The sequence below is a fragment of the Aeromicrobium sp. HA genome (assembly GCF_027171405.1).
In the GTDB taxonomy this organism is placed as follows: domain Bacteria; phylum Actinomycetota; class Actinomycetes; order Propionibacteriales; family Nocardioidaceae; genus Aeromicrobium; species Aeromicrobium tamlense.
Genome location: NZ_CP114372.1, coordinates 3,038,355 through 3,053,615, shown reverse-complemented (window position 1 = coordinate 3,053,615; position 15,261 = coordinate 3,038,355). Strand labels below are relative to the sequence as shown.

The 15,261-nt window shown below is 72.6% G+C and carries 13 protein-coding genes and 1 tRNA gene; 6 read left to right on the top strand and 8 right to left on the bottom strand.

The features are described from left to right. Positions 1–75: 75 nt before the first annotated feature. From O3S82_RS15105 to O3S82_RS15095, 3 genes are all read right to left on the bottom strand, one after another. A complete protein-coding gene (locus O3S82_RS15105; protein ID WP_269303906.1) occupies positions 76–927 on the bottom strand; it encodes a DivIVA domain-containing protein in 852 nt (283 codons plus the stop codon). 69 nt (positions 928–996) lie between these two features. After that, the gene (locus O3S82_RS15100; RefSeq protein WP_179422492.1) at positions 997–1,854 is read right to left on the bottom strand and encodes a cellulose-binding protein; all 858 of its coding nucleotides are present in this window, start codon (positions 1,852–1,854) and stop codon (positions 997–999) included. Beyond that, entirely contained in the window at positions 1,851–3,272 is a 1,422-nt protein-coding gene (locus O3S82_RS15095; RefSeq protein WP_269303904.1) for a hypothetical protein, read from the bottom strand. Before O3S82_RS15095 ends, O3S82_RS15100 begins: the two co-directional genes overlap by 4 nt. A gap of 240 nt (positions 3,273–3,512) precedes the next feature. Here O3S82_RS15095 and O3S82_RS15090 point away from each other — a divergent pair, with 240 nt between their 5' ends. Beyond that, complete coding sequence (locus tag O3S82_RS15090; protein WP_331283451.1) at positions 3,513–4,544, top strand: NADP-dependent oxidoreductase; 1,032 nt, start codon at positions 3,513–3,515, stop codon at positions 4,542–4,544. A gap of 155 nt (positions 4,545–4,699) precedes the next feature. Here the strand turns inward: O3S82_RS15090 and O3S82_RS15085 are convergent, their stop codons facing one another. Beyond that, on the bottom strand, positions 4,700–6,457 hold the full coding sequence (locus O3S82_RS15085; protein WP_269303899.1) for an ABC transporter ATP-binding protein: 1,758 nt from the start codon (positions 6,455–6,457) through the stop codon (positions 4,700–4,702). Positions 6,458–6,544: 87 nt separating this feature from the next. On the opposite strand from O3S82_RS15085, the gene O3S82_RS15080 reads away from it, so the two are divergent. Next, positions 6,545–7,087 (top strand): TetR/AcrR family transcriptional regulator, encoded by a 543-nt coding sequence (locus O3S82_RS15080; RefSeq protein WP_269303898.1) that lies wholly within the window; start codon positions 6,545–6,547, stop codon positions 7,085–7,087. A gap of 32 nt (positions 7,088–7,119) precedes the next feature. On the opposite strand, the gene O3S82_RS15075 is transcribed toward O3S82_RS15080, so the two are convergent. From O3S82_RS15075 to glnT, 3 genes are all read right to left on the bottom strand, one after another. Then, a tRNA-Lys gene (locus O3S82_RS15075) sits at positions 7,120–7,192 on the bottom strand. Between the two features lie 40 nt (positions 7,193–7,232). Beyond that, positions 7,233–8,231, bottom strand: coding sequence for an alpha/beta fold hydrolase (locus O3S82_RS15070; protein ID WP_269303896.1), 999 nt, complete (start codon positions 8,229–8,231; stop codon positions 7,233–7,235). Beyond that, a complete protein-coding gene (gene glnT, locus O3S82_RS15065; protein WP_269303894.1) occupies positions 8,231–9,610 on the bottom strand; it encodes a type III glutamate--ammonia ligase in 1,380 nt (459 codons plus the stop codon). Before glnT ends, O3S82_RS15070 begins: the two co-directional genes overlap by 1 nt. 108 nt (positions 9,611–9,718) lie before the next feature. On the opposite strand from glnT, the gene O3S82_RS15060 reads away from it, so the two are divergent. Further along, the gene (locus tag O3S82_RS15060; RefSeq protein WP_269303892.1) at positions 9,719–10,420 is read left to right on the top strand and encodes a TetR/AcrR family transcriptional regulator; all 702 of its coding nucleotides are present in this window, start codon (positions 9,719–9,721) and stop codon (positions 10,418–10,420) included. 114 nt (positions 10,421–10,534) lie between these two features. Further along, complete coding sequence (locus O3S82_RS15055) at positions 10,535–11,842, top strand: ammonium transporter (RefSeq protein ID WP_269303890.1); 1,308 nt, start codon at positions 10,535–10,537, stop codon at positions 11,840–11,842. Between the two features lie 46 nt (positions 11,843–11,888). On the opposite strand, the gene O3S82_RS15050 is transcribed toward O3S82_RS15055, so the two are convergent. Continuing rightward, positions 11,889–13,361, bottom strand: a complete 1,473-nt coding sequence (locus tag O3S82_RS15050) for a polysaccharide pyruvyl transferase family protein (RefSeq protein WP_269303888.1) — start codon at positions 13,359–13,361, stop codon at positions 11,889–11,891. A gap of 200 nt (positions 13,362–13,561) precedes the next feature. Between O3S82_RS15050 and O3S82_RS15045 the strand changes: the two genes are divergently transcribed. Both O3S82_RS15045 and panC read left to right on the top strand, forming a co-directional pair. After that, the gene (locus O3S82_RS15045) at positions 13,562–14,419 is read left to right on the top strand and encodes a Rossmann-like and DUF2520 domain-containing protein (protein WP_269303886.1); all 858 of its coding nucleotides are present in this window, start codon (positions 13,562–13,564) and stop codon (positions 14,417–14,419) included. Next, positions 14,419–15,261, top strand: a complete 843-nt coding sequence (gene panC / locus O3S82_RS15040) for a pantoate--beta-alanine ligase (RefSeq protein WP_179422510.1) — start codon at positions 14,419–14,421, stop codon at positions 15,259–15,261. The genes O3S82_RS15045 and panC overlap by 1 nt, the downstream gene beginning before the upstream one ends.

Genomic DNA, 15,261 nt, shown 5'->3' with positions numbered 1-15,261 from the left:
GCCGAAAGAACAGTCCGTTGTGGAACGAGAACGGCCCGCCCCTGCTGGGGCGGGCCGTGACGTGCTCGGTGCGGGTCAGCCGCGCTCGGAGGAGGTCTCGAAGAGCGAGCCCTGCTCCTCCTGCGGGGCCTCGCCCGTGAGGTTCGCCAGCGCGCGGCGGACGTTCGTCAGCTGCGCGTTGATGCTCTCGCGGCGGCGCTCGATCTCGGCGACCTCGCGCTCGGACTCGAGGCGGACGCGCTCGGCCTCCGCCTTGGCGTCCTCGACGATCGCGGCAGCCTTGCGGTGCGCCTCGTCGGCACGCTCGCGGTCGAGGCGGGCCGCCTCGGCCTGCTCGGCGTCGGCCTTCGCGCGACGGGCCGCGAGGTCCTGCTCGAACTCCGCGACCGACCGCTGGTGCTCGGCGGTGATGCGGTCGAGCTCGGCCTGGGCCGCCTCGGTGACCTTGGCGGCCTCGTCGAGCGCCTGCTTGCGCACGCGGTCGGCCTCGAGATCGGCCTCGCGACGGGTGGCCTCGGCGTACTCGTCGGCCTGGCGCCGCGTGGCGCCGGCGTACTCGTCGGCCTCGCGCCGCGTGGCGCCGGCGTACTCGTCGGCCTCGCGACGGGTGCTGACGTCGTAGGCGTCGGCCTCCTTGCGCAGCTTGCGGACCGCGTCGTTCGCGTCGGTGCGCTGGGTCTCGACCTCCTTGGCGGTCGCCTTGCGCAGCGCGGCGGCCTCCTCCTCGGCGAGGCTGAGGATCTGGCCCACGCGGTCGCCGAGGTGCCGGAAGTTCGGCTCGGTGACCGCGGCCAGCCGGTCCTCGCCCTCGGCGATCTGCTCGCGAAGGGCCTTCGCGTGCTCCTTGAGCGTGGCGATGTGCGCGTCGACCTCGCTGGGGTCGTAGCCGCGCATGACGGTGCGGAAGGACGAGTTCGGGCTGCTCATGGTGGGTCCAGTGTCTCAGAGGGGACAAGCACCTCGTAGGCCCTCAACAGACGGGTCTGGTGTCTCGCGTCACGCGGTGGTGTCGTCCCGAGGCGTGGCCGGCGACCCGGTGAGGGTGCTCAGCATCTGGCGCAGGTTCGCCAGCTGGTCGTTGATGCTGTCGCGTCGTTGCATCGCGGCGGCAACTTCTCGTTCGGACTCGGCCCGGATGCGGTCGGCCGTGGACTTGGCGTCGTGGACCAGGCCGTTCGCGCGGGCCTGGGCCTCCTCGAGGATGCGGCGGGCGTCGCGCTCGGCGTCGGCACGCTCGGCCTCGGCGGCCGCGTGCTGCTCCTGCAGGCGGCGCTCCAGCTCGTCGAGGCGCGAGCGGTGCTCGGCCTCGGACTCGGCGAACTGCTGCTCGGCGGCCTCGCGGCGCGAGGCCATCGCGACCTCGAAGTCGGCGTTGGCGGCGGCGGCCTTCGCGCGCTGGCGCTCGACCAGCGTCTCGGCCTCGTGCCGCCGGGTGGCCACCTCGCGCTCGGCGCTCTCGAGCAGGTCGGCGGCGGTGGTGCGGGCGTCCTCGACCGTGCGGGTCGCCTCGGCCTCGGCGTCGCCGCGCGTGGTGTCGGCGTGGACCTGCGCGTGCTCGCGCAGACGCGCGATCTCCTCGTCGGCGGCGCGGCGCGCCTCGGCGACCTCGGTGGCGGCGGACTCGCGCAGCGCCGCGGCCTCCTCGCGGGCCAGGGCCAGGATCTGCACGACGCGCTCGCCGAGGTGCTCGAAGGAGGCGGGCTCGGCCGGCCGCGGCTCCTCGTCGACCGGCGGGGCCTCGGGAACGGCGCGGAGGCGCTCGATCTCGTCCTCGAGCTCGGTGACGCGGGACTGGACCTGGACGGGGTCGAACCCGCGCAGGACGATGCGGAAGTCGGCGGTGGACTCGGTCATGCGGGTGGCTGCTCCTCGTTGCCGGAGTGGTCGGTGTCATGGCCCGAGAGCACCGTGATGACGTCGGAGAGTCGTGCGAGCTCGTCGGCGGCGCGATCGCGCGCGGCCAGCAGGTCGTCGGCCTCGCCGCGAGCCTGCTCGAGCAGGGTGCGGGCCTCGTGGCGGGCCTGCGCCACGCGCTCGTGGGCCTCGGCGAGCAGGGCCCTGGCCTCGTCGCGGCGGGCCTTGCTCTCGCGCAGCGCGTCGCGCTGGGTGGTGAGCACCTCGTCGCTCACGCGCGAGCGCAGCAGGCGGGCGGCGGACTCGGCCTCGGCGAGGCGGCGCGACGCGCGCTCCTCGGTGGCCTCGGCCAGGGCCTCGGCCCGCGAGCGCAGGCGGGTGGCCTCGCGGCCGGCCTCGACGAGGATGCGCTCGGCGCGCACTTGGGCGTCGGAGAGGACGTCGTCGGCGGCCGACGCGAGGTCGGCGGCGGCCTCCTCGGCCTGCGCGATGTCGTCGGCCAGGCGGGCCCGGACGCGTGCCGCGATCCCGCCGGCCACGATGCGGGTGCGACGCAGCACCGACGCGGCGTCGCGGTGGCCCTGCTGGCGCATCCGCTCGGACTCGAGACGGCCGTTGCCCAGCAGCAGGTCGATCGTGGCGCGGGTCTCGTCGAGCTCGGCGCGGGCGGCGGCGATCGTGCGCTCGGACTCGGCGCGCGCGTGCTCGACGCGGCTGTCGGCGTCCTGACGCGCGTGGGACAGCAGGCGCTCGGCCTCGACCTTGGCGCGATCGGCCTCGTCGATGGCGGACTCGACCACCATCTCGGCGTTGCGGGTGGCGGCCTGCGAGATCTCGAGGGTGTGCTGGTCGGCCTCGGCGACGATGCGCTCGACGTACTCCTCGGCCTCGGTGGTGCGGCGCTCGCTGTCGGCCTCGGCGGTGGCCAGGAGCGCGGCGGCGCGGGCCTCGGCGTCGCGAACCAGCCGGTCGGCCTTCTCGTGCGCCTCGGACAGCAGGCGTCCGGCCTCGCCGGCGGCCTCGGTGAGCAGGGCCTCGGTGCGCTCGTGGGCGTCGGCGAAGGTCGCCTCGGCGTCGCGCTCGGCGACCTCGCGGCGCTGCTCGGCGTCGCGGACCAGCACGGTGGCCTGCTCGCTGGCGTCGGCGACGATCGTGGCGGCGTCCTCGGACGCCCGGGCGAGCTGTTCGGTGACGTTGACGAGGTGGGCGTCGGCGGTGTCGCGCACCTGGCGCGCGTCGTCGTAGAGGAGCCGGGCCTCGGCCTCGAGCCGGCGCGCCTCGGTGGTGATCCGCTCGGCCTCGGCGGCGGCGGAGGCCTCGAGCTCGGCGGCCACCTCCTGGGCATGGCGCAACAGGTCGGCGACACCGCGGGCGTGGGCGGTGGCCGACCCGGATCCCTGCGTGTGATCAGCCGACATGGTCCGTCCAGTCTTCCACGGCCCACCGCCGCGGATCGAGGGGTGAGACGTCCCTTTTCGGCCGGTGAGACACAGGTCATGTAACACTCGGGGGGCTTGGTGACATTCGTGGGCTCGAGACCCTCGCCGCCGACCGTCCGCTCGGCCTCGGCCACGATTCCACGCCGACATCTACGATGGCCCTGCCCGCCGATCGCTTCGACCCGGCCGGCACCACCGCCGCGACAGCGGCCACCGACCGTGAGGACGAGCATGACCACCACGACCCGCGAGATCCACCTCGCCCAGCGACCCACCGGACTGCCGGGACCGGAGACCTACCGCTTCGTCGAGCGCGAGCTGCGCGAGCTGCGCGAGGGCGACGTGCTGGTGGAGAACATCGTGCTGACGGTCGACCCGTACATGCGCCCGCGGATGAACGACGTGAAGTCGTACGTGCCGCCGTACAAGCTCGACCACGCGCTCGACGGCGGTGCCGTGGGCGTCGTCGTCGAGTCGCGCTCCGAGAGCCTGCCCGTCGGCACGGTCGTCCGTCACGGCCTCGGCTGGCGCGAGCACGCGGTGCTGGCCGACCGGTACGCGACGAAGCTCGACCTCAACGGCCTGCCGACCTCGTACTTCCTCGGCGTGCTGGGCATGCCCGGCCACACGGCCTACGCGGGCCTGTTCGACGTGGCCGCGTTCCAGCCCGGCGACTCGGTCTTCGTGTCGGCGGCCGCCGGTGCCGTGGGCAGCCTCGTCGGCCAGTTCGCGCGTCTCGCCGGCGCCGAGCGCGTGGTGGGCAGCGCCGGCTCGGCCGAGAAGGTCGCGCTGCTGACCGACGAGCTGAAGTTCGACGCCGCGATCAACTACAAGGACGGCGACGTCATGGGCCAGGTCGGCGCGGCGTTCCCCGACGGCTTCGACGTCTACTTCGACAACGTGGGCGGCGACCACCTCGAGGCGGCGCTGGAGCACATCAACGAGCGCGGCCGGATGGCGCTGTGCGGATCGATCTCGGGCTACAACGACCCGAAGGCCAGCGGTCCGCGCAACATGTTCAAGGCCGTGGGCAAGCGCCTCACGCTGCGCGGCTTCATCGTGAGCGACCACGAGTCCCTGCGCCCCGAGTTCGAGCAGAAGGTCGGCCAGTGGCTCCGCGACGGCGACCTCACCTACAACGAGACCACCTGGGACGGCCTCGACGCGATGCCCGAGGCCTTCGTCGGCCTGCTCACCGGCGCCAACACCGGCAAGGCGATCGTCCGCCTCCGCGAGGACCCCACCGCCTGACCGCACCACCCCGCCGCTCGCCCCCTGAACCGCGAGTGGCGCGATTCCGCCCGCCACTCGCCGAGTGGCGGGCGGTTCTGCGCCGCTCGGGGATCCGGTGTGCGCCACTCGGCTCCACGGGGAGCGGGAGAGGGAGACGGTGCGGCCCGTTGAGCTCATCCTGCTGAAGGAGCTCGTCCACCGACCGATGGCAGCGTGAGCGCGTCGACCAGCCCGCGGTACAGCGCGCTCGAGGCCATCAGTTGCTCATGGGTCCCGCGGTCACTCACGCGGCCCGCCTCGACGACGACGATCTCGTCGGCGTCGACCACGGTCGAGAGCCGGTGCGCGACCGTCAGCACGGCGCCGCGGCGCGCCTGACGACGGATGGCGTCGTGAATGGCCGCCTCGGTCGTGCCGTCCACCTGGGCGGTGGCCTCGTCGAGCAGCAGCACGTCGGGCTCGGCCAGCAGGGCCCGGGCGAAGGCGATCCGCTGACGCTGTCCGCCGGAGACCGAGACGTTCGACAGCGGGGTGTCCAGGCCCTGCGGCAGCCGGTCGACGAGGTCGTCGAGCCGCAGTTCGCGCAGCACGCGGTCGAGGTCGGCCTGGCTCGCGTCGGGGCGGGTGAAGAGCAGGTTCTCGCGGACCGTGCCCGGCACGACCGGGCTCTCCTGCTCCACGTAGGCCAGGCGCCGGCGGATCTGCGCGTGGTCGAGGTGCTCGTACGGCGTCGTGCCGGCCAGGACCTGCCCGGACTCGGGCTCGAGGAAGCCGAGCACCGTGAAGAGAATCGAGGTCTTCCCCGCGCCGGACGGTCCGACGAGTGCGACGTGGCCGCGCTCGGGCACCGTCAGCGACACGCCGTCGAGGACGCGCGGTCCGTCGGGCTCGTACCGGGCGGTCACGTCGCGCAGCACCACCGGACCGCCGACCGTGCCGCTGTCGAGGGAGTCGACGGTGTCGACGGCGACCTCGGCGGGCAGCGCGTCGATCTCGCGGATGCGACCCGCGGCGGCCACACCGGCCTGAAGGGCGGTCGCGTCCTGGCTCAGCGACAGCACGGGCCCCATCAGGCCGAAGGCGTAGAGCAGGAAGGCCACGAGCGTCGACGCCGCCAGGTCGCCCGACGCCACCCGCGCGGCACCGAACGCCAGGACGGCGACGATGGCTGCCTGCACGCCGGTCTGCGCGACGGTCCAGGCCAGCACCTCGCGGCGCGCGGCCACGACGCCATGGTCGCGGGCACGCTCGGCGTCGTCCAGCAGACGCACGCGCTGCCGGTCCTCCGCGACGGCGGCCTTCACGGTCTTGATCGCGCGCAGCGTGCCCTCCGTGCCGGCGCCGAGGTCGGCCAGTGACGACTGGGCGCGCTCCTGGGCCGTGGCGATCGCCGGCGCGAGCACGGCGAACAGCGTCCCGACGACGGCCAGCGCTCCGACGGTCACGCCGAACAGCGTCAGGTCCAGCCAGGCCATCAGCGCCAGGGTGCCCACCAGCACCACGCTGCCGTTGACGAGCCCGACGAGGCTCGACGAAGCGGCCTCGCGCAGCAGCACCGAGTCGCTCGTGACGCGGGTGACGAGCTCGCCGGTGGGTCGCGCGACCAACGGCAGGACCTTGGCGGAGAGGAAGCGGCCGACCATCGTGCGGCGCGCGTCGAGCACGATGTCCTCGGCGACCGTGCCGAGGAGCCGCCACTGCACGTAGCTGACGACCGCGCCGACCACGAGCAGCGCGAGGAGCGCCACGACGGGGAGCGTGATGGAGCCACCGGCCGTGAGCGCGTCCAGCACGGCCTTGGTGACCAGCGGCGTCGCGAGCTCCATGGAGGAGGCGACGAGACCCAGCACGAGGGCCCCGCCGATGACGCGGGCGTGGGGACGCGCGAAGGACCAGAGGATCGCGAGGCGTGATGTGGAGCGATGGGACACTCCGCCAGTAAGACACATGTGTCCAAATGCAGTCATGAATGACGCATGATGGGAGCGCGATGCCCGGCAAGCGAGTACGGTGGCCGCATGGACGAGCCGCTCACGCCTGCGCAGGACCGCACGCGACGCACGATCCTGCGCGCCGCCGTCCGGGTGCTGAGCGCCAACCGCAGTGCCGGCATCCGGGAGGTGGCCGAGGAGGCGGACGTCGCGCGCAGCACCGTGCACCGGTACTTCCCCGACCGTCCGGCGCTCGAGTCGGCGATCGACGCGTTCGTCGAGGCCGAGTACGCCGACGTGGCGGCCGGTGCCCGTCTCGACGAGGGCTCCGGGCTGGACGCGCTGCTCCGGTTCGGCTCGGAGCTGTTCGACGGGCTCGACGTCTTCGGCTGGTGGTTCCTGCTGCACCACGACGAGCCGGACGACGAGCCGCTGCTGCTCGGCGTCGCCCGGCGAGGCATCTCCGACGGATCCATCGACGGCGAGCAGCCGGCGTGGTGGGTGGCCGACACGCTCTGGTCGCTGCTGCACTCCTCGCACCTGGCCCTGCAGACCCGCGAGGTGAGTCGCGGCGAGGTGCGCGCGCTCCTGATGCACTCCCTGCGTCGCGCGGTCGCCGCGTCGGACTGACCGCGCCGCGACACCTCGGTGTCCACGAGCGGTAGGCCCCGTGGGACTCGAACCCACAACCCGCGGATTAAAAGTCCGCTGCTCTGCCAATTGAGCTAGAGGCCCGCGCCGAGGCGCGGGCTCCAGTCTGCCAGTCGGACCGTGCTCAGCGGTCCCACGCACCGCCGAGCAGGTCACGGACGGCCGCGGCGACGGCCTCCGTCTCGGCCGCGCGCACGCCCGGCCGGCCGGCCACGTGCCCCAGATCGGACACGATCGGTCGCAACTCGGCGCCCGGCACCAGGCGCGCCTCGACCGCCGAGTCGGCGACCGTGAAGTACAGGTCGGTGGTCGACGGCATGACGATCGTGCGGGCGGTGATCGACGCCAGGGCATGCTGGTGGCCGTCGCGTCCGCGACCCACGTCGCCGGACTGCCACGTGTCCATCATCGCGAGCAGGTCGTTGGCGTCCCGGGCCGCGTGGTCCTGCGCCCAGTCCTCCAGGACCGCCTCCACCGACTCGTACCCGAGCTGGCGGTACGTCCCGTCGGCGAAGAACTCGCGCGAGTAGGCCCAACCGGCGTAGACCCGGCCGAAGGCCCGGAGGCCCGCCACGGGAGGAGCGTCGTATGCGCCCCCGGCGAACGCGGGGTCGGCGAGCAGCGCCGCTCGGACGCCCTCGAGGAAGACGTGGTTGTGCGGCGAGCATCGCGCGGCACCGCAGATCGGCAGCAGCGCGTCCACTCGGTCGGGGTGGCTCACGGCCCACTCGTATGCCTGCATCGCACCCATCGACCACCCCAGGACGAGGCGCAGCCGCTCGACGCCGAGGTGGTCCAGCAGCAGCCGCTGGGCCGTGACCTGGTCGCGCACGGTCACGAGCGGGAACGCGCCGCCGTTCGACGGCGACGTCGAGACGCCATTGCCCAGCATGTTCACCACGACGACGAACCAGCGATTCGTGTCGAGCACGCCGCCCGCGCCGATCCACGGGCGGTAGCTGTCGTGCGTGCCCGTGTAGTACGAGGGCACCAGCACGACGTTGTCGCGCGTCGGCGACAGCGTGCCGTGCGTGACGTAGGCCAGCTCGGCCGACAGGCTCGCACCGGACTCCAGGGGAAGGGAGTCCAGCGCGAGCCGTTCGACGGTGGAGGTCGCAACCATCAGAAGAACGTCAGGTAGCGCTCGGTCTCCCACGAGGAGATGTGCGACTGGTAGGCCTGCCATTCGTCGCGCTTGAGGTCGATGAACGCGTTGTAGAGCGCCTCGCCGAACACCTCGCGCGAGAGCGCGTCGGCCTGGAACTCGTCGATCGCCTCGGACAGGTTGCGCGGCAGCACGTCGATGCCGAGCTCGGCGATCTGCGCGTCGGAGTACTCGTACATGTTCTCGCGGTGCGGGGCGCCGGGGTCGATGCGCTCGCGCACGCCCTCCAGGCCCGCGGCCAGGATCATCGCCGCGCCCAGGTACGGGTTGCAGCTGATGTCCGCGGCTCGGCACTCGACGCGACCGCCGGCCAGCGGCACGCGCAGCATGTTCGTGCGGTTGTTGTCGCCATAGCTCACGAACACGGGGGCCCACGTCGAGCCCGACGTGGAGCCCTTGCGGACGAGGCGCTTGTAGCTGTTGACCGTCGGCGCGATGACCGCGCTGATGGCCTTCGCGTGGCGCAGGATGCCGCCGATGAAGTGGTAGGCGATCTCCGAGACGCCGACGCCGTGCGTGTCGTCGCCCTCTTCGAAGAGGTTGGCGCCCGTCGCCAGGTCCTTGAGCGACATGTTGAAGTGCGCGCCCGAGCCCGTCCGGTCGGCGAACGGCTTGGGCATGAACGAGGCGAGGTGGCCGTGCTTGCGAGCGATCTCGCCGGCCATCAGCCGGAAGAAGGTCACGCGGTCGGCCATCGTGAGCGCGTCGGAGTAGGTGAAGTCGATCTCGAACTGGCCGCGGGCGTCCTCGTGGTCGAACGAGTAGACGTCCCAGCCGAGCTCGTCCATCGCCTCGACCAGCTCGGTGAGCCAGGCGAAGTTGTCCAGCGTCGTGCTCAGGTCGTAGCAGGGCTTCTCGGCCGTGTCGCGGTCCGAGACCTCCTCGAGGCCGTTCTCGCCCTGGCGCAGGACGAAGAACTCGGTCTCGATGCCCAGGTTGAAGCCCAGCCCGAGCTCGGCGGCGGCGGCCAGCTGGCGCTCCAGCACGTGGCGGGCACCGGCCTCGAACGGCTTGCCCTCGGTGAACAGGGTGGAGGGGAAGTAGACCACCTCGGGCTTCCAGGGCAGCCGGAAGCCGCGGCTCAGGTCGGGGTGCGCCGAGACCTCCTCGTCGTTGATGTCCTGGGGGACGCCGTCGACGGCGGCACCGGTGAACAGCTCCGAGCCGGCGGCCATCTGGGGGAGGTGGCCGATCGGCACGACCTTGCCCTTCAGGCGGCCGTGCACGTCGGTGAACCCGGCCATCGCGTAGCGGACGCCCGAGGCGGCGAGCTCGTGCTGCAGGGCGCTGACGTCCACGTCGGGGGCGGCCGTGGGGGTGGTGTCGGTGACGCTCATGGTGGTCCTCCTGCGATACGGTTTCAATGACTCATCGAAAGAATGCGTGGGCGATATTTCGATAGGTCATCGAAACTGTTGCCTGCGTGTTAACTCACAGGAGCCGCCATGACCGAGTCCCCTCCTGCTCGCTCCGTCGGACGCCCCCGACGCACGGGAGTCGCCGGCGGCGATCCGCGTCGCGAGATCCTCGAGGCTGCCTCGCGACTCTTCGCCGAGCGGGGCTACGCGCCGACCACGATGACGCAGGTCGCGCGCGAGGTGGGGCTGGGCCAGTCCTCCCTGTACTACTGGTTCCGCTCGAAGGAGGACCTGCTCAAGGCCCTCGTCAGTGCGAACCGCGAGTCGCTCGACGTCGCCGAGCGCCTGGCCGCCGGGGACGCTCCTGCGGCCGTGAGGCTCTACGCGGTCCTGTACGCCGACGTCCTGCAGATGTGCGAGGGGGCGCTCGACTTCTACGACCTCGAGCGCGCGGCTCGCGCACAGCCCGACGTGTTCGCCGAGGTGCTGGACGACTACGGCCGGCTGCGCGACGAGCTGGAACGGATCGTCGAGGCCGGCGCGGAGGAGGGAGCGCTCGTCGCGGCTGACGCCCGGCTGGCGGTGGTGGCCTGCCTCGCGCAGACCGAGGGAGTCCAGCACCGGTTGCGTACGCCGACTCCGGATGCGAGCGACCGGCCGAGCGCCCTGGCCTCGACGCGGGACGCAGCCCGTCTGGCGGCGACGACCGCCGTCCGTGGACTGCTGGCCGAACCCGCGCGGATCGACGAGGTCGAGCGGCTCGCGCTGGAGGCGCTGGGGGAGGATTAACCGGACGGAAACAGATTCGATGCGTCATTGAAAAGCGGTCGGCGGACTCTTTCGATGACGCATCGAATTGGCGGTGCGTCAGTCCACGTCCTGACTGACCGGAGGCGCCCGCCCATGGATCCCACGAACGCCGCCAACACCGCTTGGCTCCTGACCGCGATCATCGCGGTCATCCTGATGCTGCCCGGACTCGTGCTGTTCTACGGCGGCATGGTGTCGCGCCGGACGACCACGAACATGATGATGATGGTCTTCGGTTCGTTCGCCCTGACCGCCTTCATCTGGGTGGCCTTCGGCTACTCGGCCGTCTTCGGCGACTCGGTCGGCGGCCTCGGCCTCATCGGCAACCCGCTGGAGAGCGCCGGGCTGGGCGACCTGATGGTGGCGTCCGAGGGTGCGGCGCTGCCGCCGCTGGCGCTGGCCACGATCCACCTCGGCTTCGCCGGCCTGACGATCGGCATCGTCGCCGGAGCAGCAGCCGACCGGATGCGCTTCGGCGCCTGGATGATGTTCGCCGCCATCTGGGTCGTGCTCTGCTATCTCCCGGTGGCTCACTGGACCTTCGCCTTCGACGGGGAGGACACCACCGGCGGCTGGCTGGCCAACGTCCTGGGCGCGGTCGACTACGCGGGGTCCACGCCCATCCACGTCAACTCCGGCATCGCCGCGCTGGCCCTGGCCATCGTGCTGGGTCGCCGTCGCACGTGGCCCGTCCAGCCCAAGGCGCACAGTCTCCCGCTCGTGCTGGCGGGCGTGGGCCTGCTGCTGACCGGGTGGCTGGGCTTCGACGGCTCGGCGCTGGGTGCCGCCGACAACGACGCCGCCGTGGCGATCTTCAACACGCTGGTCGCGGCCTGCGCCGGTACGTGCGCGTGGCTCGTCGTGGAGAAGGTGCGTGACGGCCACGCCACGACGCTCGGGGCCTGCTCCGGTGCCATCGCCGCGCTGGTCGCGATCACGCCCTCGTGCGGCACGGTCTCCCCGATGGGCGCCCTCGGCGTCGGCGTGGTGGCGGGCATGGTCTGCTACTTCGCCGTCAACCTGAAGCGACGCTTCGGCTACGACGACGCGCTCGACGTCGTGGCGCTGCACCTCGTGGGCGGCATCGTCGGTGCGCTGCTGATCGGCCTCATCGGTCACCCGGACTCGCCGATCGGCGAGGCGGGCCTGCTGCACGGCGGTGGCGTCGGTCTCCTGGGCAAGCAGGCCCTGGCGCTGGCGGCCACCTGCGCGTGGACCTTCACGCTCACCTGGCTGATCGCGACGGTGCTGCACCGCACGATCGGCATCCGGGTCACCGACGAGCAGGAGCGCGAGGGCCTCGACGGGGCGCTGCACCGGGAGAACGCGTACGAGGACTTCGGCGAGATGGCGCACGAGCCGCGTGGCCACGCCGAGAAGCAGCACTACCTGGAGGTCTGAGCCTCCGACGAGGCGGCGCCTCGCACGCGAGTCGTGCGGGGCGCCGTCAGCTGCGGAAGAGCGCGCGCAGCCTGCGCGCGAGCCGCACGAGCAGGCCGCCGGGGGTGACGCGCTCGAGGCGGTCGATCCGCGCGGTCAGCTCGTCGATCCGCTGCTGCTGCCGCTTCGCCCGCTCGTCGCGCTGGTCGGCCAGACGGGCGTGGCGCGAGCCTGCGCCCTGGTAGGCCGGCGTGTCGAAGGGGTAGTCGTACCGCTTCGGGTGCCGCGTCATGTCGATGACCATCGCGTGCCGCAGCCAGTCCAGCCGGGCCGCGACCTCGCCGAGATCGGGGCGCGCGAGCGTGTGCACGGCCGGCGGGAACGAGGCCGCCTCGAGCCGGTCGTCGAACTGCGAGGCGTCGCGGCCGGGCTGCCAGCGGTGCTCGAGGCCGTTGCGCTCGAGGAAGGCGGCGTAGCGGTCGAAGCGCTCGGGCAGCGCCTCGTGGAACGGCGCGAGGTCGGTGGCCTCGAGGAGGTCCTCGACGCGGACCGGCTCGTCGAAGCGCGGCTGCAGCCGGTGCGGCATCCGGTGGTACTCGGCCAGCTCGAGGGTGCGCGAGTCGTGCGCCAGCATGAGCGCGGGCGTGCCCGCCAGCAGCGCGGCCACGTTGCCGTGGAAGCGGGTGCCGTAGACGAAGTCCTGCTGGGCGAGGAAGTCGTACCAGGACCACGTGTCGACGAAGAGCCGCATCCGGTCCTGCTGGTACAGCGGGTGCCGCAGGTGCGCCGGCACGAGCGGGTCGGTGACGTGCGGGTGCGGGACGCCCCACAGCAGCAGCCTCAGGTCGTGCTGGTCCTGGCCGACGTAGGTCAGGTTCGGGTGCCGGGCGCCCTGCTCGGTGGCGAAGGCGCCGATGCCCGGCACCTCGGGGGTCAGGTTGAGGCCGAGCGCGGCGTCCTCGGCGAGCGAGGCCGGGACGTCGCGGACCTTCAGGTCGGGTCCGTGCAGGAACAGCGAGGGGCAGCCGATGACGTCGATGGAGTCGCCGGGGAAGCCGAGGTCGACGAGGAAGTCGCGCGTGAACTCACCGCGGACACCGATCGACGCGGAGCGCTCGAGGACTGCCGCGACGAACCGCCGGGTCACGTCGCGCACGTCCGCGAGGGCGTCGAAGGAGCGGTCGGCGGGGGCCTGCGCGCCGATGCCGATCACGGTCACGGGGATCGTCAGCTGCTCGACCAGGGCCGCGAGGTTGTCGAGCTTGTCCGCGAAGTCGGCGCGGAACGAGTTCGCCATCGGCACGACGAAATGGTCGAACTCGTCGTTCATGCGTGCGGCGTCGTCGGCCGTGGCCGCGCGGCGCTCGCTCAGCGTGGAGTTCGCGACCAGCTCGTGCGGGGCCACGTCGAGCGCCTTCCACACGGAGTGCTGGAACAGGAAGTTCCCGCTGTTGGAGTTGAAGACGTCCTGCGTCAGGGTCGTCTCGGGTACGACCGCCGTGAACGGGTCCTTGCCCGCACGGATGAGGATCCGAGCCATGGCGCCAGTGTGGCAGAGCGACCCGCTCTCGCGGGGACGGACGATGAGGCCTTTCGCCCCTCTGCGGCACCCGCATGCCTCATCGTGCGTCCCACTGTGATCGTGGTCACCTCAGTGCACATGAGGCGGATCCGCGACGTAGACTGACGGCGTCACTTTGTCTGGTACCCGCTCCGGGACTGGAACGAAAGGCAAGATCCATGTCGCACCCCCGCGTGGGTGTGGTCGGCGCCGGCCGTGTCGGTGCCGTCCTCGCCGCCCGGCTCCAGCGAGCCGGCCACCGCCTCGTCGGCGTCAGCGGACGCTCCGACGCCTCGCGCCTCCGCGTGCAGACCCTGCTCGGCGGCGTCCCCGTGCTGGAGCCCGCCGAGGTCGTGCGCCGCGCCGAGATCGTCGTCCTGGCCGTGCCCGACGATGCCCTCGCCGGTGTCGTGGCCGATCTCGCCCCACACGTCGGTCCCGGCCGCCTGATCGCCCACACCAGCGGCCGCCACGGCCTCGCCGTCCTCGAGCCGCTCGCGCGCGCCGGCGCCCGCACCCTCGCGATGCACCCCGCCATGACCTTCACCGGCACCGAGGTCGACCTCGACCGCGGCTGCGTCTTCGGCGTCACCGCCGCGCCGGCCGACCGCGACGCCGCCGAGACCCTCGTCGCCGAGCTCGACGGCTCGGTCATGTGGGTCGACGAGGCCGACCGCGCGACCTACCACGCCTCCCTCGCCCACGGCGCGAACCACCTGACGACGATCGTCACCCAGGCCATGGACCTGCTGCGCCAGATCGGCGCCGAGGACCCCGCGGCCGTGCTGCGCCCGCTGCTCGAGGCCGCGCTCGACAACACGCTGGCCTACGGTGACGCCGCCCTCACCGGTCCGGTCGCGCGCGGTGACGTCGACACCGTCCGCGCCCACATCGCCCACCTGGCCGACCCGTCGGTGCGCCGCACCTACGCCGCGCTGGCCACCGCCACCGCGGACCGCGCCGAGTCCACGGGCCGCATCGACACCGACACGGCCGACGCCGTCCGCACGGCCGTCATCCGCGAGAAGGTCCGCTGATGCCCACCGTCGTCCGCACCGCGGCCGAGCTGCGCGCCGCGACGTCCGGCACCGTCGCCCTCGTCCCCACGATGGGCGCGCTGCACGACGGCCACGTGAGCCTCATGCGGCATGCGCGTCCACTCGCCGACACGCTCGTCGTCTCGATCTTCGTCAACCCCACGCAGTTCGCGCCGGGGGAGGACCTCGACGCCTACCCGCGCACGTTCGACGCCGACCTCGAGCACTGCGAGGCCGCCGGGGTCGACGTCGTCTTCGCGCCCACCGTGGACGAGATGTACCCGCACGGCCTCGACGGCGCGATCACGGTCGACCCGGGCCCTCTCGGCTCGATCCTCGAGGGCGCCGAGCGCCCCACGCACTTCCGCGGCGTGCTCACGGTCGTCTCGAAGCTGTTCGGCCTCGTGCGTCCCGACGTCGCCGTGTTCGGCGAGAAGGACTACCAGCAGCTGACGCTGATTCGGCTCATGGCGCGCGAGCTGTGCCTGGGCGTCGAGGTCGTCGGCTGCCCCACGGTCCGCGAGGCCGACGGGCTCGCGATGAGCTCGCGCAACCGCTACCTGACCGCGTCCGAGCGCGAGCGGGCCGCCGCGATCTCGGCCGCCCTCCGCGCCGGCGTCGACGCCGGCCCCGACGGCCCCGAGGCCGTCCTCCATGCCGCCGGGAAGGTGCTGGCCGACGCCGGCATCGACCCGGACTATCTCGTGCTCACCAGCCCCGACCTCGGACCGGCCCAGCCCGGCCGGGAGTCGCGCCTGCTGGTGGCCGCCCGGGTGGGCCGACCGCGCCTGCTCGACAACTGCGCCGTCCCTCTCGGGGACGTCGCGAAGAGAGGGAAGTGA